Genomic DNA, 20,835 nt, shown 5'->3' with positions numbered 1-20,835 from the left:
ATATGCCAACCCGCCGCCAGTTTATCCGGCAGCTTTCCATTGCCGGCAGCCTCGGCCTGATCGCCAGTACCGGACTGAATCCCCTGCGTGCCTTCGCCGCCGGTGAAGAGGAGTGGTTCATGCCTGACGAGGGCGAACGCCAGCGCCATGCCTGGATGGCCTTCGGCGCCCAGGACGCGATCTGGGAGGACTTCACTGGTGATGTACAGGAAGCCCTCGGCCGCATCGCCCGCGCCATCGCCCGGTTCCAGCCGCTCACCGTGCTGTGTAGGGCCGAGGAACGGGAACTGGCGGAGGAACTGTGCGGCGCCAGCAATGTGCGCTTTATCGAGACCGAGCTGGACGATATCTGGATGCGCGATATCGGCGCCAACTTCCTCGTCACCGAGGACGGCGCCGGGCTGACCGCGATGGACTTCAACTTCAATGGCTGGGGCAACAAGCAACAGCATGCCAGCGATGCGCGGATCGCGGCGTTGATGGCCCGGGATGTCGGGGCGCGGCATGTGCGCAGCGAATTGGTGGGCGAGGGCGGTGGTATCGAGGTGGACGGCCACGGCACCGCGATCATGACCGAGAGTTGCTGGGTCAATGCCAATCGCAACCCGGGCTGGAGCCGGGCGCAGGTGGAAGAGGAGCTCAAGGCCTGTCTGGGCTTGCGCAAGATCATCTGGCTACCGGGGATTCGCGGCAAGGACATCACCGATGCCCATGTGGATTTCTATGCGCGCTTCGTCAGCCCTGGGGTGGTGGTGGCCAACCTGGATACCGATCCCGAGTCCTATGACCATGAGGTGACCCGGCGGCATCTGGAGATCCTGCAGAACGCCACGGATGCCGACGGGCGCAAGCTCAAGGTGCATGTACTGTCGCCGCCGCTGGAGCCGCGCCGCAGTCGGTTCAATCGGGACAATCCGGATTTTGCCGCGGGGTATATCAATTATTTCGTGATCAATGGCGCGGTGATCATGCCGCAGTTCGGCGATGGGCCGGCGGACCGCAAGGCGCGGGCGTTGCTGGAGGCGTTGTATCCGGATCGAGAGGTGGTGGCCGTGGATATCGACGCGATTGCGGCGGGCGGCGGCGGGATCCATTGTGTGACGCATCAGTTGCCGTGGATCTAGTTGCGCACTGTCGGGCCTCATCGCAGCGATGAGGCCCGACGGCACTCAGTAGATCTCCGGCACGATCAAGCCGTCCGGCGTCGGCGTGCGGCTGTAGTCGGCCTGGCGCACCCGTTGCGGCAGCGAAACCATCGGCGCCTCCACTTCCTCGTAAGGCACCTGCTTGAGCAGATGGTTGATGCAGTTCAGCCGCGCCTTCTTCTTGTCGTCAGCCTGTACCACCCACCAGCGCGCTTCGTCGATATGGGTGCGCTCGAGCATGATTTCCTTGGCCTTGGTGTAGGCTTCCCAGCGCCGCCGCGATTCCAGGTCCATGGGGCTGAGCTTCCACTGCTTGAGCGGGTCGTGGATGCGGCTGAGGAAGCGCAGGTTCTGCTCCTGGTCGGAGATCGAGAACCAGTACTTGATCACCTTGATCCCGGAACGCACCAGCATGCGCTCGAACTCCGGCACGCTGCGGAAGAACTCCTCGTACTGCTCGTCGTTACAGAAGCCCATGACCCGCTCGACCCCGGCGCGGTTGTACCAGCTGCGGTCGAACAGGGCGATCTCACCCGCCGCCGGCAGGTGCGGCACGTAGCGCTGGAAGTACCACTGGGTCTGCTCGCGGTCGTTCGGCGCCGGCAGCGCGACCACGCGGCACACCCGCGGGTTGAGGCGCTGGGTGATGCGCTTGATCACGCCACCCTTGCCGGCAGCATCGCGGCCTTCGAAGATGATCACGATCTTCTGCCCGGTCTTGACCACCCAGCTCTGCAGCTTCACCAGTTCGCCCTGGAGGCGGAACAGTTCACGGAAGTAGCGGCGCCGCGCTTCCTTCTCCGGGCTGTCCGGGGCGTGCTCGTCGAACAGCTCGTCGAGGTTGGCGACGTCTTCGGCCAGTTCCAGTTCGAGTTCTTCGTCGCTATGGTCGACCAGCTCGTCGTAGATGCGCTGGATCAGGGATTCATCGGTCATCACCATGATGGGCCTCGTCAGATGTTGTGACGACCGATGTTAGGCCCGCTGCGTGGCAGGCAGGTGACACTACTGCAATGGCACGTAGATATCGGTTTCCCATTCGTCCAGCGGGGTCTGCGGGAACACGCTGAGGTACTGGAAGAACAGCGGCTGGTCGCGCAGTTCCTCGCCGCTGGCCGGCAGCCAGTCGCGGTACACCGGGTAGATGGTCTCGCCGATATGGTCGGGCGAGCCGTGATGGCGGACTACGGCATAGCGGCCGCCGGCGATGCGCAGTTCGCCGACGCCGGTATCGTTGGGCTTCACGGCTTCCTCGATCTCGCCGCAGACGGCGAAGCGGAAGTCTACCGCTGGCGTGGTATCGGGGTTGTTGAAGGGGATGCCGAAGGTGCGGCTCGACGCCACCGGTGACTGGCCGCTGTGCATCCGCCAGTCGATGAAGCGGCGTACGGTTTCCTGGACCAGGCCGGGCGGGCCCTGGTGTTCCAGGGCGGCGACGCGGACTTCGGCGAACTCGACGATCTTCACTTGCATGCTGATATTCCTCGAAAAGTGGGGGATGGCGAATACCGCATTCCACACCTGCCATTCCGGGTGCTGGCGAAAGGCGCTGGGGCTGCTGCCGAAGTCCCGGCGAAAGGCCCGGCTGAAGGCTTCGGGGCTGTCGAACCCGGCGTCCAGCGCCGCCTCCAGCACTGCATACTCCGCCTGACCCGCCAGCCGCCGTGCTGCGCGGCGCAGGCGCATCAGTTGCACATAGCGGGCAACCGGCACACCGACGAAGGCGCTGAACTGGCGATGGAAATGGTAGGTCGAGAAGTGCGCTACCTGGCTCAGGGTCTTCACCGACAGGTCGCCTTCGAGATTGGCGTCGATATAGGCGAGGACGGCGGTGAAGCGGGCGGTGTAGGAGGTGGGCATCTGGGGTACCGGTGGTGTGGCTTGCGATGAGCACAGGTTGGGGGATTTCGAGATTGGCAGCCTAGCCGGATTTGCTCTTGTCAGTCAGGGCCCTATCGCTGGCAAGCCAGCTCCCACAGGGTCTTGCAGCGACTCGGACCCTGTGGGAGCTGGCTTGCCAGCGATGAGGCCCTGACAGGCAACATCATCTCCTGAGCCGCGCCTGATCCGCACACCCCAGGAATGTCTCCACCACCTGGCTCGTCCGCCGCTCCGCCAGGCAATACAGGTAGGTCTCGGTAAACACCGGATCCCCCTCGATCCTGATCGCCTTCAACTGCGGCCCCGGAATGAACTCCGCCTCCGACACCACCCCCAGCCCGATCCCGCGCACCACCGCTTCGCGCAGGGCTTCGCGGCTGCCGATCTCCATCAGCATGCGCGGTGTCACCTCGCGCTCGGCCAGGGCTTTTTCGAAGTTCAGTCGCGTGGTCGAGCCCTGTTCCCGGCGCAGCATCGGCTGCCCCTGGAGCTCCTCCAGGCGCACGCTGTCGCGCCTGGCCAGGGGATGCTGGTGATGGGCGAAGACGATCACCGGATGCCGCGCATACAAGGTCGCATGAAACGCCGGATCTTCATGCAGCCCCGCCAGCACACCGATATCGATCACATAGTTCTCCAGGTCCGCCAGCACCGAGGCCGAGTTGCCGACGCGGATCGACAGTTCGATCTGCGGGTACTCGCGCTGGTAGGCATCGACCATCTCGATCACATGGAACGGCCCCACCGCGCCCAGGCGCAACTGCCCGCGCACCAGGCTGCCGGAGTCCTTCAGCAGCCCCTCGGCTTCGGCCTCCAGGGCCAGCAACTGCTGGGCAATCGGCAACAACTGCCGGCCCACCGTCGACAACTCCGCCCGTCGTCCGCGCCGATGAAACAGCTCCAGGTTGTGCGAACGCTCCAGCGCCTGCACCTGGGTGGTGATGGTCGGCTGGCTCAGCCCCAGGGCCCGGGCCCCGGCGCTGAAGCTGCCATGCCGGGCAACGGCAAGAAAGGCGCGCAGCTTGCTGTTGGACATATAGATCCTTTCAATACTTTTTCGAGAAAAGCCATATTGAATCGATGGTATGACCGTCACATGACGAAGCGAGGATGGGCGCACTCCAACCACAATCCGGAACTGCCATGAATCGCCTTCGCCAGTTGCTGTGTGCCGCCAGTCTTTCCCTGCCGTTGTTCACCAGTGTTGCCGCCCAGGCCGAAGAGGCGCTGCGCATCGGCCTGATCCCGTCCGAGGATGCCCAGTCGATGATCGAGAGCAGCAAGCAGGTGCTCGACCAGTTGCAGGCGCAACTGGGCATGCCGGTCAAACCCTTCGTCGCCACCGACTACAACGGGGTGATCGAGGCGCTGCGCTCGAAAAAGCTGGATGTCGCCTACCTCGGCCCGTTCTCCTATGTGCTGGCGAACAAGGTCGCCGGCGCCGAGGCCTTCGCCGTGGCAGTCACCCGCAAGACCGGCAAGAGCGCCTACCACAGCCTGATCATCAGCCGCGCCGACAGCCCGATCAAAAGCCTGGCCGACCTGAAAGGCCATACCTTCGCCTTCGTCGACCCGAGCTCGGCCTCCGGCCACCTGTTCCCCAAGGCCGGCCTGGAACAGGCCGGGTACAAACCGGAATCGACCTTCTCGCGGATGATCTTCTCTGGCTCCCATGACGCCAGCATCCTCGCCGTGGCCAACCGCAAGGTGGACGCCGCCGCCGTCGCCGACCGCATCCTCGCCACCGCCGTAGCCCAGGGCTCGGTCAAACAGGACGAACTGCAAGTGGTCTGGACCTCCCCGGATATCCCCGAGTCGCCCATGGTCTGGCGCAAGGACCTGGACCCGGCGCTGAAGCAGAAACTGGCCGCCGCCCTGGCCAACGTCAAGGACGTGCCCTGGGGCGACCAGGGCATGCTCAACGGCTTCCAGCCCACCACCGACGCCGCCTACGACGTGGTCCGCGACACTGCCACGGTGCTCGATCTCGACCTGGGCAAGATGAAATGATCCGCGTCCGCCAGCTCACCAAGCAGTACGGCGACAACCCGGTGCTGCGCGGCATCGACCTGGATATCGGCGCCGGCGAGTTCGTCGTGGTGCTGGGCCAGTCCGGCGCCGGCAAATCGACCCTGCTGCGCTGCATGAACCGTCTGGCCCGGGCCGATGGCGGCGAGTTGCAGGTGGCCGGCATCGATGCGATGCAGCCCCGCGACGAGCGCGCACTGCGCCGCCAGGTGGCGATGATCTTCCAGCATCACAACGTGGTGCCGCGCCTGTCGGTGCTGAAGAACGTGCTGACCGGGCGTCTCGGTGCCGTCTCGACCCTCGCGTCGATCCTGCAACTGTTCAGTCGCGCTGATGTGGACCTGGCGCGGCAATGCCTGGCCCGGGTCGGACTGGGGCACAAGGCCTCGGCCCGCACCGACTCGCTCTCCGGCGGGCAGATGCAGCGGGTCGGCATCGCCCGGGCCCTGGCCCAGCAGCCACGGGTGATTCTCGCCGACGAACCGGTGGCAAGCCTCGACCCGAAGACGGCGCGGCTGGTCATGCAATACCTGCGCGACGCCAGCCGCGAGCTGGGCATCACCGTGGTGTGCAACCTGCACCAGGTGGATTTCGCCCGGGAATTCGGCGACCGCATCGTCGGCCTGGCCCATGGCCGGCTCGTCTACGACGGTGATGCCGGCGGTCTTGATGACGCAGCGCTGCAACGTATCTATCCGGCGACGGAGGAGGGCGACTCGAACAGTCTTGCCGCCCCGGCCAGCCTGCACTACGCCACTGGCCTGGGAGGTTGAAATGGCGACCCGAGATTACCGCTGGATGGTCGACACCCCGAACAGCCTGCGCGGCTGGGCCCTGAGAGCCGGGCTGCTGCTGGCGCTGCTGGTCCTGCTGCACTGGAGCGCCGGCGGTGCCCAGCTCAGCTGGGGCGAACTGGCGGCGGGGCTGCCGCAGATCGGCGACTTCATCAGCCGTTCGCTGCCGCCGGATCCGGCGATCCTGCCGCGCCTGCTGGCGCCGGCCCTGGAAACCGTGCAGATCGCCATCTGGGGCACCTTGCTGGCGATCCTCTGCGCCGTGCCCCTGGCATTCCTGGCCGCGCGCAACCTGCACGGCAACCGCTGGCTGTACCAGGGCACCCGCCAGGGCCTGAACGTGATTCGCAGCATCAACGAGCTGATTCTTGCCCTGGTCTTCGTCTCCGCCGTCGGCCTGGGGCCGTTCCCCGGCGTACTGGCGTTGGCAGTGCATGGGGTGGGCATGCTCGGCAAGTTCTTCGCCGAGAGCATCGAGGAGATCGACCAGGGCCCGCTGGAAGCTCTGCGTGCCACCGGGGCGCGGCCGTTGCAGGTGATCGTCTTCGGCGTGCTGCCCCAGGTGATCACCGCCTGGATCGCGGTGGTGCTGTACCGCTTCGAGGTCAACCTGCGTTCGGCCACGGTGCTGGGCATGGTCGGCGCCGGTGGCCTGGGTTTCGAGCTGGTCAGCAGCCTGAAGCTGTTCAAGTACCCGGAAACCGCCACCTGCATCATCGTCATCACCCTGATGGTGATCGCCGCCGACCTGCTGTCCAGCCGCCTGCGCCGGGCCATCCAGGATAACGGCCGGCACTGAGCCGCAGCCGTTATCGGTTCAGCCGATGCTGACCCAGGATCAATCGATTGGAGTCGGTCCCGCCGCGCACTGAAGATGCGCCCAGGTGCCAACAACAAGAACGGAGATACCATGCCTGCCTACTTCCACAACCCGGTCGCCAGCCACTTCGGCGCCGGCAGCCTGAACCGCATCGTCGACCTGACCGAGGGCCAGCGCGTGGCCCTGGTGATCTTCCCCGAGGCCCGCGCCCTCGGCCTGCTGGCGCGGATCGAAGCGCTGCTGGGGGAGCGTCTGGTGCATGTCGTCGAGGATGTCCAGCCGAACCCGGACGTGGCCCATCTGCGCGCCACCTACGAAACCTTCTGGCGTGAAGCCGCCGACTGCGAAACCGTGCTGGCGGTGGGTGGCGGCAGCGCCATCGACACGGCCAAGGCGTTGATGGTCGGCACCGGTTCCGGCCGTTTCGACGAACTGCTCGGCCTGCTCGCCGCCGGCAAGCCGTTCACCCCGCCACGCTGCAAGACCCTGATCGCCGCGCCGACCACCGCCGGCACCGGCAGCGAAGTGACGCCCTGGGCGACGATCTGGGACGCTGGCGCGCAGAAGAAATACTCCCTGCACCTGGACTGCACCTGGCCGCGGGCCGCCCTGATCGACCCGGAACTGATGCTCACGGTGCCGGCCGGGGTTACCGTGTCCACTGGTCTCGATGCTCTGTCCCATGCCCTGGAAGCGATCTGGAACGTCAACGCCAACCCGCTTTCCGACACCTTTGCCATCTCCGCCATCGAGGACATCCTCGACTGCCTGCCGCGCCTGCGTGGCGACCTGGAGAACCCTGATCTGCGCGCGCGCATGGCCCTGGCTGCGCTGAAGGCGGGGATGGCCTTTTCCAACACCAAGACCGCGCTGGCCCATTCCATCTCCTACGAGATGACCCTGCGCCACGGCCTGCCCCACGGCATCGCCTGTTCCTTCACCTTGCCCCATGTCCTGGGCCTGGCCTGGGGCCGCGATGCGGCACGGGACCAGACCCTGCAGCGGGTCTTCGGCGCCGACCTCGACCAGGCCCAGGCGCGCTTGCGCGACTTCCTCCACAGCCTCGGGGTCAAGACCGAGTTCACCGACTACGGGGTCAGCGAGGAGCAGGCCCAGGCCATGATTCGCCACGCCCTGCAGGGCGCCCGGGGCAAGAACTTCATCGGTTCGCAAGCCGCCTGACCGCCATTTCTGTTGCTTTCGTCGCACCCACGAGAATGCCTGCTTGCGGCGGCGACGCCGCGAGCGCATAACAAGAAGGAAAAAGCCTCATGAACCGTGCGCAATCCCTGTCTGGTCTCGCCGTGCCCTCCCATTCGACCTTTCGCCTGGCCCAGTGGCGCATGCTCCTGGCCGCGATGTTCTGCTACCTGTTCTTCTATACCGGTCGACAGACCTTCGGTTTCGCCATTCCCGGGATCCAGGCCGAATTCGGCCTGAGCAAGGAAACCCTCGGCTGGATCTCCGCCGCCATGCTCTGGGCCTACGCCATCGGCCAGGCGATCAATGGCAGCCTCGCCGACAGCTACGGCGGCAGGCGCATCATGAGCCTCGGCGCGGTGCTGTCCTGCGCAGCCAACTGGCTCACCAGCTTCGCCGCCGGCTTCACCAGCCTGATCCTGCCCTGGGCCCTGAACGGTTATCTCCAGGCCCTGGGCTGGGCGCCGGGCAGTCGCTTGCTGTCGAACTGGTGGGGCGTGTCCGAGCGCGGCAAGGTCTATGGTTTCTATGTCTTCGCGGCCGGTTGCGCGTCGATCCTGTCCTATGTCACCTCGATGGTAGTGCTGGAGGTGCTGCACCTGGAATGGCGCTGGATCTTCCGCCTGCCGGTGCTGTTGATGCTGGCCGGGGGCATCCTGTTCTACCTGATTGCCCGTGACCGCCCGCAGGACCTCGGCTTCGAGCCCCTGGCCGACACCGGTGTGGCCAATGCCGATGACAAGGGCCATGAGGTCGCCAGCGACGCCCAGGAAAGCGCCGCGCAACGCTACAAGGCGGTGCTGAAGAACGTGCGCCTGCTGATCGCCGCCGTGTCCCTGGGCTTCCAGAACGCCGCCCGCTACGGCCTGATCGTCTGGGTCCCGGTGCATTTCCTCGGCGCCGACTGGAAGCATGGCGATGGCTGGATCGATCCGAAGTGGATCACCGTGGCCCTGCCGGTGGGCATGGCCGTGGGCGCGCTGAGCAATGGCTGGATCTCGGACAGGCTGTTCGGCTCGAAACGCTACCTGGCGATCATGCTCTACATGGTCCTCGGCGCCGCCACCAGCCTGTGGATGTGGAGCCTGCCGGCCCACAGCGGCATCGGCCTGGCCGCGCTGTTCCTCTGTGGCTTCTTCGTCTACGGCCCGGCCTCGAGCTTCTGGGCGCTGTGCCCGGACCTGGTCGGCGCACGCCGTGCCGGCACCGCCACCGGGGTGATGAACTTCTCTTCGTACCTGTTCGCCGGACTCTGCGAACCGCTGATCGGCAGCCTGCTGGACAGCACCGGCAATACCTCGCTGATCTTCATCGTGGTCGCCAGCGCCTGCCTGTGCAGCGCCGTGGTGGCGATGTTCGTGCGCCGTTGAACTTCCACTGACCCTGGATAAGGCAAACCCATGTACCAGTACCACAAATGGCTGCGCTCCTTTCACGCGGTTGCCCAAACCGGCAGTTTCACCCTGGCGGCCGAGTACCTCAGCGTGGGCCAGCCGACCGTCAGCGAGCAGGTCGGGGCGCTGGAGCAGATGTTTGCCGTGGAGCTGTTCCACCGCCGCGGGCGCTCTGTCGAGATGAGCGCGGCGGGGCGGCAGTTGTATGCCATTACCCAGGGCCTGTTCGGCCAGGAAGACGAGGCGATCCAGTTGCTGCACAGCTTCCGCGAACGCAAGGCGGGGCTGCTGCGCATCGGCGCGGTGTCGCCGCCGATCGCCATGAACCTCACCTACGAACTGATGCAGCAGTACCCGGATATCAAGCTGGAAACCTCGTTCTCCCCGGAGCACGAAACCCTGGAGCGCTTGTACAGCTTCGATATCGACCTGGCGATCCTCGCCCTGTCGGAGTTCGACCAGCGCCTGCATACCCGGCTGTACCGGCGCTACCCGATCATCGCCGTGGTCCGCGACGACCATCCCTGGGCGCAGCAGGACCAGGTGCATATCGAGCAGTTGCGCGGTGAGCGCCTGGTGCTGCGCGAGCCGTCGTCACGCACCCGGCAACTGGTCGAGGAAACCTGCCGGCATGCCGGGATCGAGCTGGACTGCGCCATGCAACTGAACAGCCGCGAAGCCATCGTCCACGCGATCGCCCGGGGTATCGGCATCGGTTTCGTCTCGGCCGTGGAGTACGCGGAGACCCCGGGGACGCGGCCGATCACCTTCGTCGACCACCCGTTCCATATCGACTACCACCTGTGCTGTCTGGCGCTGCGACGCAACCGCGCGATGATCGCCGAGTTGTTCGACGCGCCGGCCTGAACCCTGATTTTTCTGACCTGCCACTGGAGATCCACCATGAACTACCAGCAACCCAAACGCCTGCAAGCGGTCATCCTTGACTGGGCCGGCACCGTCGTCGACTTCGGCTCCTTTGCCCCGACCCAGATCTTCGTCGAGGCCTTTGGTGAATTCGGTGTCGAAGTGTCCCTGGAAGAAGCCCGCGGCCCGATGGGCATGGGCAAGTGGGACCATATCCGCACCCTGTGCGACCAGCCGGCGATTGCCGAGCGTTACCGGGCGCGTTTTGGCCGGGCGCCGAGCGACGAGGATGTCACCGCCATCTACGAACGCTTCATGCCGCTGCAGATCGACAAGATCGGCCTGCACTCGGCGCTGATTCCGGGGGCGCTGGAGGCGATTGCCGAATTGCGTGAAAAGGGGTTGAAGATCGGTACCTGTTCCGGCTACCCGAAGGTGGTCATGGCCAGGGTGGTGGAGCTGGCGGCGGCCAATGGCTACAGCCCGGACCATGTGGTGGCCACCGATGAAGTGCCCAATGGCCGGCCGTATCCGGCGCAGTCCCTGGCCAACGTGATTGCATTGGGCATCGACGATGTGGCGGCCTGCGTCAAGGTCGACGACACCTGGCCGGGAATTCTCGAAGGGCGCAGCGCCGGGATGTGGACGGTGGCGCTGACCTGCTCGGGGAATGCGCTGGGGCTGACGTATGAGCAGTACAAGGCGCTGCCGGCTGACCAGCTGGAGGCCGAGCGGGCGCGGATCGGGCGGATGTTCGAGGGCTCGCGGCCGCATTACCTGATCGACACCATTGCCGAATTGCCGGCGGTGATCGAGGACATCAATGCCCGGCTGGCGCGGGGGGAGATGCCGCAGGGCTTTTAAGTAAGGTCCGGCCGAAGTTGCTGTGGTGAATTCACCACAGCAATCGCTGGCAAGCCAGCTCCCACAGGTACAGCGCAGGTCCTGGGCTTTGTGCTGACCCTGTGGGAGCTGGCTTGCCAGCGATGGGGCCCGAAAGCCAGGCACCGATTTGGCCCCCTCACACAATCCTCGATTGGACCTTCCTCTACCCACCCCCAACAGCCTATCCTCCCGTCCTTTTGCACCTCTTGGGCACCCATGGACTCCCTCTGGCTCATCATCATCTTCGGCGCCATCCTGGCCGGCTTCGTCCAGGGCCTGTCCGGCTCCAACTTCGGCCTGGTGGCCATGGCCTTGTGGGCCTGGGCCGTACCGCCAGCCCTGACCGGCCCGCTGGTGGTCTGCGGCTCGCTCACCGGCCAGTTGCTCGCCGCCCGCACCCTGCGCCGCGGCCTGAAACGCGAGCACTTGCTGCCCATGGTGATCGGCGGCCTGATCGGCGTGCCCGTGGGCGTCCTCCTGCTGCACCAGATCGACCCGCTGCTGTTCCGCCTGCTGGTGGGCATCGTCCTGGCCCTGTGGTGCCCGCTGATGCTGTTCTCGTCCAGCTTGCCGCGCGTTCGCAGCGGCGGCGCCGGGGCGGATGCGCTAGTGGGTGTGGTTGGTGGAGTCATGGGCGGCCTCGGCGGCCTGACCGGCCCGGCCACGGCATTGTGGGCGGTGCTCAAGGGCTGGGACCGGGATACCCAGCGCTCGGTGATCCAGGGCTTCAACCTGGCCATGCAACTGCTGACGATGATGACCTACGTGGTGGCCGGGACCATTACCACCGAGGCCCTGGGTCTGTTCCCCGTGGTGATTCTCAGCGTGCTGCTGCCGACCCTGCTTGGCGTGCGCCTGTACCGGCATTTCAGTGATGTCGCGTTCCGTCGCGTGGTCCTGGGGCTGTTGGGACTGGCCGGCATCCTGCTGATCGCCCAGTCCCTGCCGCACTTCATCTAGGCAACCGGTACATCCAGCCCCACCTTCACATTGCTCATCGACACCAGGGTCTTGAAGCGCTTGACGTTGTTGCTTTCGAAGAACAGCGTCCGCGTCAGCTCGGTGTACTGCTCCATGTTGCGCACCGCCATGATCAGCACGAAGTCGCATTCCCCGGCCACGTAGTAGCACTGCTGGACCTGCGGGCAGGCGAGGAAGGTGCGCTTCATGGCGTCGAGCAGGTCGAGGCGTTCGTTCTCGACTTCCACTTCGGTGATCACCGTCAGGCCGTAGCCCACCGCTACCGGGTCCACCAACGACACGGTCTTGCGCACCACGCCATCGGCATTGAGCTTCTTCAGGCGACGATTGACCGCTGCGGGGGAGAGATTGACCCGGGCGCCGAGGTCCTGCTGCGAGGTGTTGGCGTCCTGCTGCACGGCGTCGAGCAGGGCGAGGTCGAACGGATCCAGACTCATGACGGCGGATTTCCTGAGTGAAGGCGAATGCGAAATAAAAATTCATTTCCGGGGCGAAGATCAAGAAATAACTCCATCGCATTGAAATAGCATTTACCTCATCGACGAACACCCCTTGGAGTACCTGGATGAACCTTCAACTCGACGGCGCGCTGCTGCTGGAGCAGATCCGCATCCTTGGCGAACTGGGCGCCGACCCGGTGCAGGGCGGCCGCACCCGCATCGCCCTGACCGATGCCGAAAAGGCCGGGCGCGACCAGGTGGTGGCCTGGATGAAGGCGCTGGACCTGGAGGTGCGTATCGACCGCATCGGCAATATCTTCGGCACCTTGCCGGCCGCCTCCGGCGAAGATCTGGCGCCATTGATGATGGGCTCGCATATCGACACCGTGACCAATGCCGGCGCCCTCGATGGCTGCTACGGCGTGCTTGCCGGCCTCGCAGTGATCCGTGCCTACCGTGACGCCGGCGTGCTGCCGGCGCGGCCGATCACGGTTGGTGCCTTCACCAACGAGGAGGGCGTGCGCTATCAGCCGGACATGATGGGCTCCTTGGTGTATGCCGGCGGCCTGGAGGTGCAGGTGGCGCTGGATACCCTTGGCACCGACGGCACCCGCCTGGGCGACGAGCTGGCGCGCATCGGTTATGCCGGCGACCTGCAACCCGGCGCCATCGTGCCGCATGAATACCTCGAGCTGCATATTGAGCAGGGCCCGATCCTCGAGGCCGAGGGCATCCAGATCGGCGTGGTGGAAAACCTCCAGGGCATTTCCTGGCAGCAGGTGACGGTGCAGGGCAATGCCAACCATGCCGGCACTACGCCGACCCGACTGCGCCATGACGCCGGCTACGTGGCCTGCGCCGCTGTGGCCGAGGCTCGCGCCATCGCTCGCGAGGCCGGGAGCACCCTGGCCACCACCGGCTGCATTGCCTTCGAGCCCAATGTGATCAACGTGATTCCGCGCAAGGCGGTGTTCACCGTCGACCTGCGTGACCCCGATGAAGCCCGCTTGCAACAGGCCGAACAGCGTTTCGCCGACTTCCTCGAGCGGATCGCCGCAGAGGAGGGCGTGAAGATTTCCAGCGAGCGCCTGGTGCGTTTCGAACCGGTGATCTTCGACGCCACCCTGGCCGACCAGATCGAAGCCAGCGCCGTGCGCCTGGGCCTGAGCCACCGGCGCATGACCTCCGGTGCCGGCCACGACGCACAGATGATCGCCCGTATCGCCCCGGCGGCGATGATCTTCGTGCCCAGCCGTGGCGGCATCAGCCACAACCCCCGCGAGCACACCGATGACGCGCAACTGGTGATGGGCGCCGAAGTCCTGCTGGACGTGGTCGCCCGCCGACTCGCCTGACCCCTTTGCCAACGCCAACGCCGATGCCCCACGCCATCGGTGACGGCACCCCTTTGCCTGATGGAGACCGCAATGCTGCTAGCCAACCGCAACGCCCGCCGTATCCCGTACCCCGAAGACCTGCGCGAGATCATGAGCATCGCCAGGGCCGGCCAGAGCCGTGACTGGCTTGCGCACTGGGCTGGCCTCAACCGGGGCGCCACGCCGCTGTACAGCCTGCCGGACCTGGCCGCCGAGCTGGGCGTGGGCCAGTTGCTGGTCAAGGACGAGTCGCAGCGCTCGCAACTGGGCAGCTTCAAGGCCCTGGGTGCGCCGATTGCCCTGGTGCGCCTGATCCTGCGGCGCTTCCCCGAGCACAATTTCAATGTCCGCGCCTTGCTCGCTGGCGAGTACGCCCAAGCCCTGGCCGGCTTCACCGTGATCAGCGCCACCGACGGCAACCACGGCCGCGCCCTGGCGGCTGCGGCACAGACCCTGGGTTGCCGCTGCGTGATCGTGCTGCATGCCAATGTCAGCGTTGAACGGGAAGAGGCGATCGCCGCCTATGACGCCGAGATCGTGCGCATCAGCGGCAACTACGACGAGTCGGTGGAAGAGGCTGCGGCCCTGGCCTTGCGCAATGGCTGGCTGGTGGTGTCCGACACCTCCTATGACGGCTACGAGGAGATTCCCCGGGACGTGATGCAGGGCTACGGCACCATCGCCGCCGAGATCGTCGAGGCCTATGACCAGGGCTTTACCCATGTCTTCCTGCAGGGTGGCGTCGGTGGCCTGGCGGCCGGGATCGCCAGTTACCTGTGGGAGTTGCAGGGTGCACAGCGGCCGACCTTGGTCATGGTCGAGCCGGCCCAGGCCGACTGCCTGTACCAGAGCGCCCTGGCCGGGCGCGCGGCGAATGCCAGTGGCTCGGTGGACTCGGTGATGGCGGGGCTGGCCTGTGGGGAAACCTCGCCGCTGGCGTGGAAATTCCTGGAGAACAGCGTCGATTTCTTCATGACCCTGCATGACGACGAGGCGGTGCTGGCGATGCGGCGCCTGGCGGCCGGCAGTGAGCGGGATATTCCGCTGGAGTCCGGCGAGTCGGCGGTGGCCGGGCTGGCGGCCTTGCAGCGCCTGGCGAAGGCACCGCAACAGGCTGCCGAGCTGGGGCTGGGCAAGGACTCCCGCGTGCTGCTGATCAGCACCGAAGGCGCCACGGCGCCGGGTGTGTATGCCGAACTGGTGGGCGAGTCCGCCGAGTCGGTCCTGGCCCGCCAGCGCGAGTGGCTGGCCCGGGCCTGACAATAATTCCCCGACCCGGCGCGGTCCCTGTGGGAGCTGGCTTGCCAGCGATGAGGCCGGCAAGGGCACCTCTGATGCCAGATAGGGCCCTATCGCTGGCAAGCCAGCTCCCACAGGGTTCTCCATCAGCCACAAGAACGGATTCCACTCCTCTAAAAAAACAACAACGGAGACTCAGATGCACACCACCAAACGCAATATCGGACCCTGGTCGCTGATGCTGACCGGCCTGGGCTCCATCATCGGCTCAGGCTGGCTGTTCGGCGCCTGGCACGCTTCGGCCATCGCCGGCCCGGCCGCGATCCTGGCCTGGGTGATCGGCGCCGTGGTGGTCCTGGCCATTGCCCTGACCTATGCGGAAATGGGCGCGATGTTCCCCGAGTCCGGCGGCATGGTGCGCTATGCGCGCTATTCCCACGGCTCGCTGGTGGGCTTCATGGCGGCCTGGGCCAACTGGATTTCCATCGTCTCGGTGATCCCCATCGAAGCCATCGCCTCGATCCAGTACATGGCCTCCTGGGATTACCCCTGGGCCCGGGCCATGGTCGCCAACGGCGAACTGACCACCCCCGGCCTGTGGGCCAGCGCGGCGCTGGTCATGGTCTATTTCGGCCTCAACTACTGGGGTGTGAAGCTGTTCGTACGCACCAATACCGCGATCACACTGTTCAAGCTGGTGGTCCCGGCGCTGACCGGCGTGGCGCTGATCTGGGCCGGCTTCAACGGCGCCAACTTCGGTGACGGCAGCGAGGCCAGCTTCGCGCCGTATGGCTGGTCCGCCGTGTTCACCGCCGTGGCCGCCAGCGGCATCGTGTTCAGCTTCAACGGCTTCCAGAGCCCGGTCAGCCTGGCCGGCGAGGCGCGTGATCCGGGGCGCAGCATTCCCTTTGCGCTGATCACTTCGGTACTGATCGCCCTGGTGATCTACGTACTGCTGCAAGTGGCCTTTATCGGTGCCGTCAGCCCCGAGAGCATCGCCGCCGGCTGGCACAGCCTGAGCTTCGATTCTCCGTTGGCGCAACTGGCCCTGGCCCTGAACCTCAACTGGCTGGCCATGCTCCTGTACCTGGATGCCTTCGTCAGCCCCTCCGGCACCGGCTCGATCTACACCGCCACCACGGCGCGAATGATCTACGCCATGGAACGCAACAACACCATGCCGAAGATCTTCGGCCGCCTGCACCCGCTGTATGGCATTCCTCGCGAAGCCATGTGGCTGAACCTGGCGGTGTCCTTCGTCTTCCTGTTCTTCTTCCGTGGCTGGGGTGCGCTGGCGGCGGTGATTTCGGTGGCGGTGATCATCTCCTTCCTCACCGGCCCGGTGAGCCTGATGACCCTGCGCACGACCGCCGCCGACGTGCCGCGGCCGCTGGTGATCAAGGGCATGCGGGTGATCGCGCCGTTCGCCTTCGTCTGCGCCTCGCTGGTGCTGTACTGGGCGCGCTGGCCGCTGACCGGGCAGGTGATCCTGCTGGTGGTGGGCGCCTTGCCGATTTTCTTCTGGTTCCAGGCCAAGGCCGGCTGGACGGGCTTTGCCAAGGACCTGTACTCGGCGCTGTGGCTGATCGGCTTCCTGCCGGCCATGGCCCTGGTGTCCTGGCTGGGCAGCAGCGACTTCGGCGGTATCGGCCTGATTCCGTCGGGCTGGGACATGCTGGTGGTGGCGCTGCTGGCCCTGGCTTTCTACTACGCCGGAGTCTGCAGCGGCTACCGCACCCGCTATCTGCAAGAGAGCGCGATGTGGCGTGAAGCCCCGAGCGAGACCGTATCCACTTCTTCATTCCCCGAGGGACAGCGAGCATGAGCGCGCAATTCGAACAACGCCTGAAAGCCTGGCGCCACGCCTTCCACCGTCACCCGGAAACCGGCTTCGAGGAAGTCGACACCTCGGCACGGGTGGCCGGGATTCTCGAAGGCCTGGGCCTGGAGGTGCATCGCGGAATCGGCGGCACCGGGCTGGTGGCGAGCCTGCGGGTGGGTGAGGGTGCCGGGGTGATCGGCCTGCGCGCCGACATGGACGCGCTGAACATCACCGAGCAGGTACCGGAGCGCGAGCATGCTTCGCGGATCGACGGCAAGATGCACGCCTGCGGGCATGACGGGCATATGGCGATGATCCTCGGTGCAGCCCAGTTGCTCTGCGAGCGCCGCGACTTCAACGGCACCGTGCGCTTTATCTTCCAGCCGGCCGAGGAGCATGGCTGCGGGGCCAAGGCGATGATGGCCGACGGGCTGTTCCAGCGCTTCCCGGTGGATGCCATCTATGGCGCGCACAATATGCCGGGGATGCCGGCCGGGCATATCGCTACCCGTGCGGGCGGGATCATGGCGAGCGAAGACAATTTCGTCATCCGCATCCAGGGCCGGGGTACCCACGCGGCGCGGCCGCATATGGGCGTGGACCCGCTGGTGACCGGGGCGCAGATCGTCGTCGCCCTGCAGACAGTGGTGGCGCGCAATGTCGATCCGGGGTTGTCGGCGGTGGTGTCGTGCACGGAGTTCCTGACCGATGGCATCCGCAATGCGATTCCGACCCATGTGACCATCAAGGGCGATACCCGCAGCTACAGCCCCGAGGTGCAGAAGCTCCTGGAAACCCGCATGCGCGAGATCTGCATGGGCATCTGTGCGGCGAACGGGGCGAGTTGCGAGTTCGAGTACACCCATGAGTTTGCGCCGACGGTGAACTGGGCGGAGAACACAGCGTTGGCAGTCGAGGCAGCAAGGGCCGTGGTCGGCGAGGCGGCGGTGGACGGGGAGGTGATGCCGATGATGATTTCCGAGGACTTCGGCGCGTTCCTCCAGCAGGTGCCGGGGAACTTCGTGTTTATCGGCAATGGGGCCAATGGCGAGACGGGCGGGACGCCGTTGCATAACGCTTGTTATGACTTCAATGACGGGATTCTGAAGACCGGGGCGGAGTATTTTGCCGAGGTGGTGCGCAGGAGCTTGCCTCTCTAAACCAATCTTCCTGTGGGTGCAGGACCTGTGGGAGCTGGCTTGCCAGCGATGAGGCCGGCAATGACAAAGAGGTTGTCAGGTCGGGCCAAATCGCTGGCAAGCCAGCTCCCACAGGGTGCGGTGTCGGTCTCAGGAACCTATCAGTGCACCTGCTCCGCCGTCAGCTTCCCCCAGGCCGACAGCACCGTGGCCAGGATGATCAACGCCGCCCCCGCCACCATCCGCAGCGACGGCTGTTCACCGAACAGCCACCAGGCGCAGGCGATTGCATACACCGGCTCCAGCGCAATGATCATCCCCGCGCTGCGCGCCTCCAGCCCTTCCAGGCTCTTGACGAACAGGTACTGGGACAACCCGGTGCAGAAGATCCCGAGGATCGCCAGGTACAGCCAGTCGCTGTGACTCAGCCCCTGCACCAGCAGGGTGTCGAAGGCGAACGGCGCCACCAGCACGGCCACCGTGAGGTTCTGCCAGAACGCCACCTGTACCGCGTTCATGCCTTGCAGGCCGCGGCGGTTGATGATCGCCAGCAGGGCGAAGGACAGGCCCGAGCCCAGGCCCCAGAGCAAGCCGACCGTACCCTGGTCGAGCAGGTCGAAGGACGGCACCACCAGCACCAGGCCGAGGCTGACCAGCAGCAACAGCATGCCCTCGGCGGCACGAATGCGCTCGCGGAATACCAGCAGGTCAAGCACCGCGATAAACGCCGGGAAGCTGGCGAAACCGAGGGTCGCCACGGCCACGCCACCGACCTTGATGGCGATGAAGAAACTGACCCAGTGCGAGGTCAGCATCACCCCGCTCAGGGCCATGACCCCGAATTTGCGCCAGCTCAGGCGGTGGAACACGCCACGTTTCTGCAATTGCGCTACCGCACCCAGGGCAAACACGGCAAAAGCGGCGCGACCGAAGGTGATGACCGAGGCGGATGAGTGGATAAGGGCGCCGAGAATGCCGGTCAGACCGAACAGCACGGCGGCGATGTGGGCCACGATCAGCGCATTGCGGTGACCGAGAGTGGAGCTATGGGTTGAAACGTTCGAAGCGAGCATGGGCAGTAGGAAAGTCTGTGCATGTGTTCGCACGCGAGCGCTCTCCGGCGGTCGTGCGGACGGGTTTTTGGGTAGTTGGATTGTGTGGCCGCCCGGGAAGAAATCCGGGAGCCTTCAGCGCCGCAGCGTTGTAGTGGCCTGCACGGGCCGTGCTGCTCGTTCGCCGTACTGCGAAAGGAAACGGGGGTGGCCACCGCCTGCGTGGGGCGGTGGCCGGGTCAGGTACCGAACTCCGTCAGAACAGCACCCGGGTTTCAGCTCACGAAGCGTCGATCCAGATGGTCTTCAGCTCCGTGTACTGATCATGCGCCCAGATCGATTTGTCGCGACCGCCAAATCCGGACTCTTTGTAGCCTCCGAACGGCGTCGAGGCATCGCCTTCACCGAAGCAGTTGACCGTGACCACACCGGCGCGGATTTCCCGCGACAGGCGCAGGGCATTGCGCAGGCTGCCGGTGTAGGCCGACGCCGCCAGGCCGTAGATGGTGTCGTTGGCCAGTTCGATGGCTTCGTCGAGGGTCTCGAAGGTGGTGACGCTGAGCACCGGGCCGAAGATTTCCTCGACGAACAGGCGGCTGTCGCGGGCCACGCCATCGACGATGGTCGGCTGCACGAATACGCCATCCTGGGTCTCGCCACCCAGGGCCACGGTGAGCTTCTGCTCGGCGGCGTATTCCAGGTAGGAACGGACTTTCTCGAAATGCGCCTTGCTGACCATGGCACCGAGACGGTTGTCCGGGTCCAGCGGGTCGCCGAGTTTCCAGTCCTTCACATGCTTGGAGATCAGGCTCAGCAGCTCGTCCTTCACATCCTTGTGCACGATCAGGCGCGACGACGCGGAGCAGTTCTCGCCCATGTTCCAGAAGGCACCGGCGGTGACGAACTGGGCCACGGAGTCCAGGTCCTCGCAGTCGTTCATGACCACGGCCGGGTTCTTGCCACCCAGCTCCAGGACCACGCGCTTGAGGTTGGACTCGGAGGCGTACTTGAGGAACAGGCGACCGGTATCGGTGGAACCGGTGAAGCTGACCATGGCCACGTCCATGTGACGACCGATGGCCTCGCCGGCCTCACGACCGCCGCCAGGCACGATATTGAACACGCCTGCCGGAATACCCGCTTCGTGGGCCAGTTCGGCCACGCGCAGGGCGGTCAGGGTGGTTTCCTTGGCCGGCTTGACCACGATGGAGCAACCGGCGGCCAGGGACGGACCGATCTTCCAGGCCAGCATCAGCAGCGGGAAGTTCCACGGCAGGACCAGGCCGACAACACCGATGGCTTCGCGCACGACCATGGTCACCGCCGCGGAACCGGTCGGGGCGGTGGCGTCGTAGATCTTGTCGATCAGCTCGGCGTGCCAGCGCAGGGTGTGGATGGTCTCCGGCACGTCGACGTTCTGGCATTCGCTGACGGGTTTGCCGCTGTCCAGGGCTTCCAGTACCGCCAGTTCGTGGGAGTTGTCTTCCAGCAGCTGGGCGAACTTCAGCAGGACCTTTTTCCGGGCACCCGGGGTCAGCGCGCTCCAGCGGCCGTCTTCGAAGGCCGCCTTGGCGGCAGCGACGGCGACGTTGACGTCCTGCACATCGCAGGCCGACACTTCCGCCAGCTTCTCGCCGGTGGCCGGGTTGGTGGTGACGAAGGTACGACCGCTGATCGCGTCGCGGAATTCGCCGTCGATAAAGGCCTGGTTGCGCGGCAGCAGCTTGGCGGCCAGGGCCTGGTACTCGGCTTTGCTCAGCAGTTCGGCCATG

At 65.6% G+C, this 20,835-nt stretch carries 19 protein-coding genes; 13 read left to right on the top strand and 6 right to left on the bottom strand.

Annotated elements, in window-relative coordinates:
• Positions 1-2 precede the first annotated feature (2 nt).
• Complete coding sequence (locus PSEMO_RS04075) at positions 3-1,124, top strand: agmatine deiminase family protein (RefSeq protein ID WP_075801889.1); 1,122 nt, start codon at positions 3-5, stop codon at positions 1,122-1,124.
• A 45-nt stretch (positions 1,125-1,169) separates the two neighbouring features.
• On the opposite strand, the gene ppk2 is transcribed toward PSEMO_RS04075, so the two are convergent.
• The 3 genes from ppk2 to PSEMO_RS04060 all read right to left on the bottom strand — a co-directional run bounded on the left by ppk2 (position 1,170) and on the right by PSEMO_RS04060 (position 4,062).
• A complete protein-coding gene (ppk2, locus tag PSEMO_RS04070) occupies positions 1,170-2,081 on the bottom strand; it encodes a polyphosphate kinase 2 (protein ID WP_256720970.1) in 912 nt (303 codons plus the stop codon).
• Positions 2,082-2,150: 69 nt separating this feature from the next.
• Positions 2,151-3,005 carry an AraC family transcriptional regulator gene (locus tag PSEMO_RS04065; RefSeq protein ID WP_075801887.1) on the bottom strand — a complete coding sequence of 285 codons (855 nt, stop codon included), beginning with the start codon at positions 3,003-3,005 and terminating at the stop codon, positions 2,151-2,153.
• A gap of 184 nt (positions 3,006-3,189) precedes the next feature.
• Positions 3,190-4,062, bottom strand: coding sequence for a LysR substrate-binding domain-containing protein (locus PSEMO_RS04060; protein ID WP_075801886.1), 873 nt, complete (start codon positions 4,060-4,062; stop codon positions 3,190-3,192).
• 107 nt (positions 4,063-4,169) lie between these two features.
• On the opposite strand from PSEMO_RS04060, the gene phnD reads away from it, so the two are divergent.
• From phnD to PSEMO_RS04020, 8 genes are all read left to right on the top strand, one after another.
• Complete coding sequence (gene phnD, locus PSEMO_RS04055) at positions 4,170-5,036, top strand: phosphonate ABC transporter substrate-binding protein (RefSeq protein ID WP_075801885.1); 867 nt, start codon at positions 4,170-4,172, stop codon at positions 5,034-5,036.
• On the top strand, positions 5,033-5,827 hold the full coding sequence (gene phnC, locus PSEMO_RS04050; protein WP_075801884.1) for a phosphonate ABC transporter ATP-binding protein: 795 nt from the start codon (positions 5,033-5,035) through the stop codon (positions 5,825-5,827). The genes phnD and phnC overlap by 4 nt, the downstream gene beginning before the upstream one ends.
• A 1-nt stretch (position 5,828) precedes the next feature.
• Complete coding sequence (phnE, locus tag PSEMO_RS04045; RefSeq protein ID WP_075801883.1) at positions 5,829-6,647, top strand: phosphonate ABC transporter, permease protein PhnE; 819 nt, start codon at positions 5,829-5,831, stop codon at positions 6,645-6,647.
• Positions 6,648-6,758: 111 nt separating this feature from the next.
• Positions 6,759-7,850: an iron-containing alcohol dehydrogenase PsrA gene (psrA, locus tag PSEMO_RS04040; protein ID WP_075801882.1), complete on the top strand. Its 1,092-nt coding sequence runs from the start codon at positions 6,759-6,761 to the stop codon at positions 7,848-7,850.
• Between the two features lie 89 nt (positions 7,851-7,939).
• Complete coding sequence (locus PSEMO_RS04035) at positions 7,940-9,238, top strand: MFS transporter (RefSeq protein ID WP_075801881.1); 1,299 nt, start codon at positions 7,940-7,942, stop codon at positions 9,236-9,238.
• 30 nt (positions 9,239-9,268) lie between these two features.
• The gene (locus tag PSEMO_RS04030; RefSeq protein WP_075801880.1) at positions 9,269-10,129 is read left to right on the top strand and encodes a LysR substrate-binding domain-containing protein; all 861 of its coding nucleotides are present in this window, start codon (positions 9,269-9,271) and stop codon (positions 10,127-10,129) included.
• A gap of 36 nt (positions 10,130-10,165) precedes the next feature.
• Positions 10,166-10,993, top strand: a complete 828-nt coding sequence (phnX, locus tag PSEMO_RS04025) for a phosphonoacetaldehyde hydrolase (protein ID WP_075801879.1) — start codon at positions 10,166-10,168, stop codon at positions 10,991-10,993.
• Between the two features lie 237 nt (positions 10,994-11,230).
• The gene (locus PSEMO_RS04020) at positions 11,231-11,974 is read left to right on the top strand and encodes a sulfite exporter TauE/SafE family protein (protein WP_075801878.1); all 744 of its coding nucleotides are present in this window, start codon (positions 11,231-11,233) and stop codon (positions 11,972-11,974) included.
• Here PSEMO_RS04020 and PSEMO_RS04015 read toward each other — a convergent pair.
• Positions 11,971-12,432, bottom strand: a complete 462-nt coding sequence (locus tag PSEMO_RS04015) for an Lrp/AsnC family transcriptional regulator (RefSeq protein WP_075801877.1) — start codon at positions 12,430-12,432, stop codon at positions 11,971-11,973. The two genes, PSEMO_RS04020 and PSEMO_RS04015, sit on opposite strands and share 4 nt — an antisense overlap.
• A gap of 128 nt (positions 12,433-12,560) precedes the next feature.
• Between PSEMO_RS04015 and PSEMO_RS04010 the strand changes: the two genes are divergently transcribed.
• The 4 genes from PSEMO_RS04010 (at position 12,561) to PSEMO_RS03995 (ending at position 18,032) form a co-directional block, all read left to right on the top strand.
• A complete protein-coding gene (locus PSEMO_RS04010; RefSeq protein WP_075801876.1) occupies positions 12,561-13,790 on the top strand; it encodes a Zn-dependent hydrolase in 1,230 nt (409 codons plus the stop codon).
• 72 nt (positions 13,791-13,862) lie between these two features.
• Positions 13,863-15,071, top strand: a complete 1,209-nt coding sequence (locus PSEMO_RS04005; protein ID WP_075801875.1) for a diaminopropionate ammonia-lyase — start codon at positions 13,863-13,865, stop codon at positions 15,069-15,071.
• 178 nt (positions 15,072-15,249) lie between these two features.
• A complete protein-coding gene (locus tag PSEMO_RS04000; protein WP_075801874.1) occupies positions 15,250-16,875 on the top strand; it encodes an APC family permease in 1,626 nt (541 codons plus the stop codon).
• Positions 16,872-18,032: a M20 aminoacylase family protein gene (locus PSEMO_RS03995; RefSeq protein WP_075801873.1), complete on the top strand. Its 1,161-nt coding sequence runs from the start codon at positions 16,872-16,874 to the stop codon at positions 18,030-18,032. The genes PSEMO_RS04000 and PSEMO_RS03995 overlap by 4 nt, the downstream gene beginning before the upstream one ends.
• A 140-nt stretch (positions 18,033-18,172) precedes the next feature.
• Here the strand turns inward: PSEMO_RS03995 and PSEMO_RS03990 are convergent, their stop codons facing one another.
• Positions 18,173-19,084, bottom strand: coding sequence for a DMT family transporter (locus PSEMO_RS03990; protein WP_075801872.1), 912 nt, complete (start codon positions 19,082-19,084; stop codon positions 18,173-18,175).
• Between the two features lie 259 nt (positions 19,085-19,343).
• On the bottom strand, positions 19,344-20,834 hold the full coding sequence (locus tag PSEMO_RS03985) for an aldehyde dehydrogenase (protein WP_075801871.1): 1,491 nt from the start codon (positions 20,832-20,834) through the stop codon (positions 19,344-19,346).
• Position 20,835 lies beyond the last annotated feature (1 nt).

It is taken from the genome of Pseudomonas putida (assembly GCF_001941965.1).
Taxonomy (GTDB): Bacteria; Pseudomonadota; Gammaproteobacteria; order Pseudomonadales; family Pseudomonadaceae; genus Aquipseudomonas; species Aquipseudomonas putida_L.
Note: the sequence above shows the minus strand (reverse complement) of the source record. Positions and strands in the feature narration are given on the sequence as shown.

Excerpts from the sequence above, each read along its gene's own strand:
- PSEMO_RS04075 (WP_075801889.1), top strand. The coding sequence starts at position 3 with ATGCCAACCCGCCGCCAGTTTATCCGGCAGCTTTCCATTGCCGGCAGC.
- ppk2 (WP_256720970.1), bottom strand. The coding sequence starts at position 2,081 with ATGACCGATGAATCCCTGATCCAGCGCATCTACGACGAGCTGGTCGAC.
- PSEMO_RS04065 (WP_075801887.1), bottom strand. The coding sequence starts at position 3,005 with ATGCCCACCTCCTACACCGCCCGCTTCACCGCCGTCCTCGCCTATATC.
- PSEMO_RS04060 (WP_075801886.1), bottom strand. The coding sequence starts at position 4,062 with ATGTCCAACAGCAAGCTGCGCGCCTTTCTTGCCGTTGCCCGGCATGGC.
- phnD (WP_075801885.1), top strand. The coding sequence starts at position 4,170 with ATGAATCGCCTTCGCCAGTTGCTGTGTGCCGCCAGTCTTTCCCTGCCG.
- phnC (WP_075801884.1), top strand. The coding sequence starts at position 5,033 with ATGATCCGCGTCCGCCAGCTCACCAAGCAGTACGGCGACAACCCGGTG.
- phnE (WP_075801883.1), top strand. The coding sequence starts at position 5,829 with ATGGCGACCCGAGATTACCGCTGGATGGTCGACACCCCGAACAGCCTG.
- psrA (WP_075801882.1), top strand. The coding sequence starts at position 6,759 with ATGCCTGCCTACTTCCACAACCCGGTCGCCAGCCACTTCGGCGCCGGC.
- PSEMO_RS04035 (WP_075801881.1), top strand. The coding sequence starts at position 7,940 with ATGAACCGTGCGCAATCCCTGTCTGGTCTCGCCGTGCCCTCCCATTCG.
- PSEMO_RS04030 (WP_075801880.1), top strand. The coding sequence starts at position 9,269 with ATGTACCAGTACCACAAATGGCTGCGCTCCTTTCACGCGGTTGCCCAA.
- phnX (WP_075801879.1), top strand. The coding sequence starts at position 10,166 with ATGAACTACCAGCAACCCAAACGCCTGCAAGCGGTCATCCTTGACTGG.
- PSEMO_RS04020 (WP_075801878.1), top strand. The coding sequence starts at position 11,231 with ATGGACTCCCTCTGGCTCATCATCATCTTCGGCGCCATCCTGGCCGGC.
- PSEMO_RS04015 (WP_075801877.1), bottom strand. The coding sequence starts at position 12,432 with ATGAGTCTGGATCCGTTCGACCTCGCCCTGCTCGACGCCGTGCAGCAG.
- PSEMO_RS04010 (WP_075801876.1), top strand. The coding sequence starts at position 12,561 with ATGAACCTTCAACTCGACGGCGCGCTGCTGCTGGAGCAGATCCGCATC.
- PSEMO_RS04005 (WP_075801875.1), top strand. The coding sequence starts at position 13,863 with ATGCTGCTAGCCAACCGCAACGCCCGCCGTATCCCGTACCCCGAAGAC.
- PSEMO_RS04000 (WP_075801874.1), top strand. The coding sequence starts at position 15,250 with ATGCACACCACCAAACGCAATATCGGACCCTGGTCGCTGATGCTGACC.
- PSEMO_RS03995 (WP_075801873.1), top strand. The coding sequence starts at position 16,872 with ATGAGCGCGCAATTCGAACAACGCCTGAAAGCCTGGCGCCACGCCTTC.
- PSEMO_RS03990 (WP_075801872.1), bottom strand. The coding sequence starts at position 19,084 with ATGCTCGCTTCGAACGTTTCAACCCATAGCTCCACTCTCGGTCACCGC.
- PSEMO_RS03985 (WP_075801871.1), bottom strand. The coding sequence starts at position 20,834 with ATGGCCGAACTGCTGAGCAAAGCCGAGTACCAGGCCCTGGCCGCCAAG.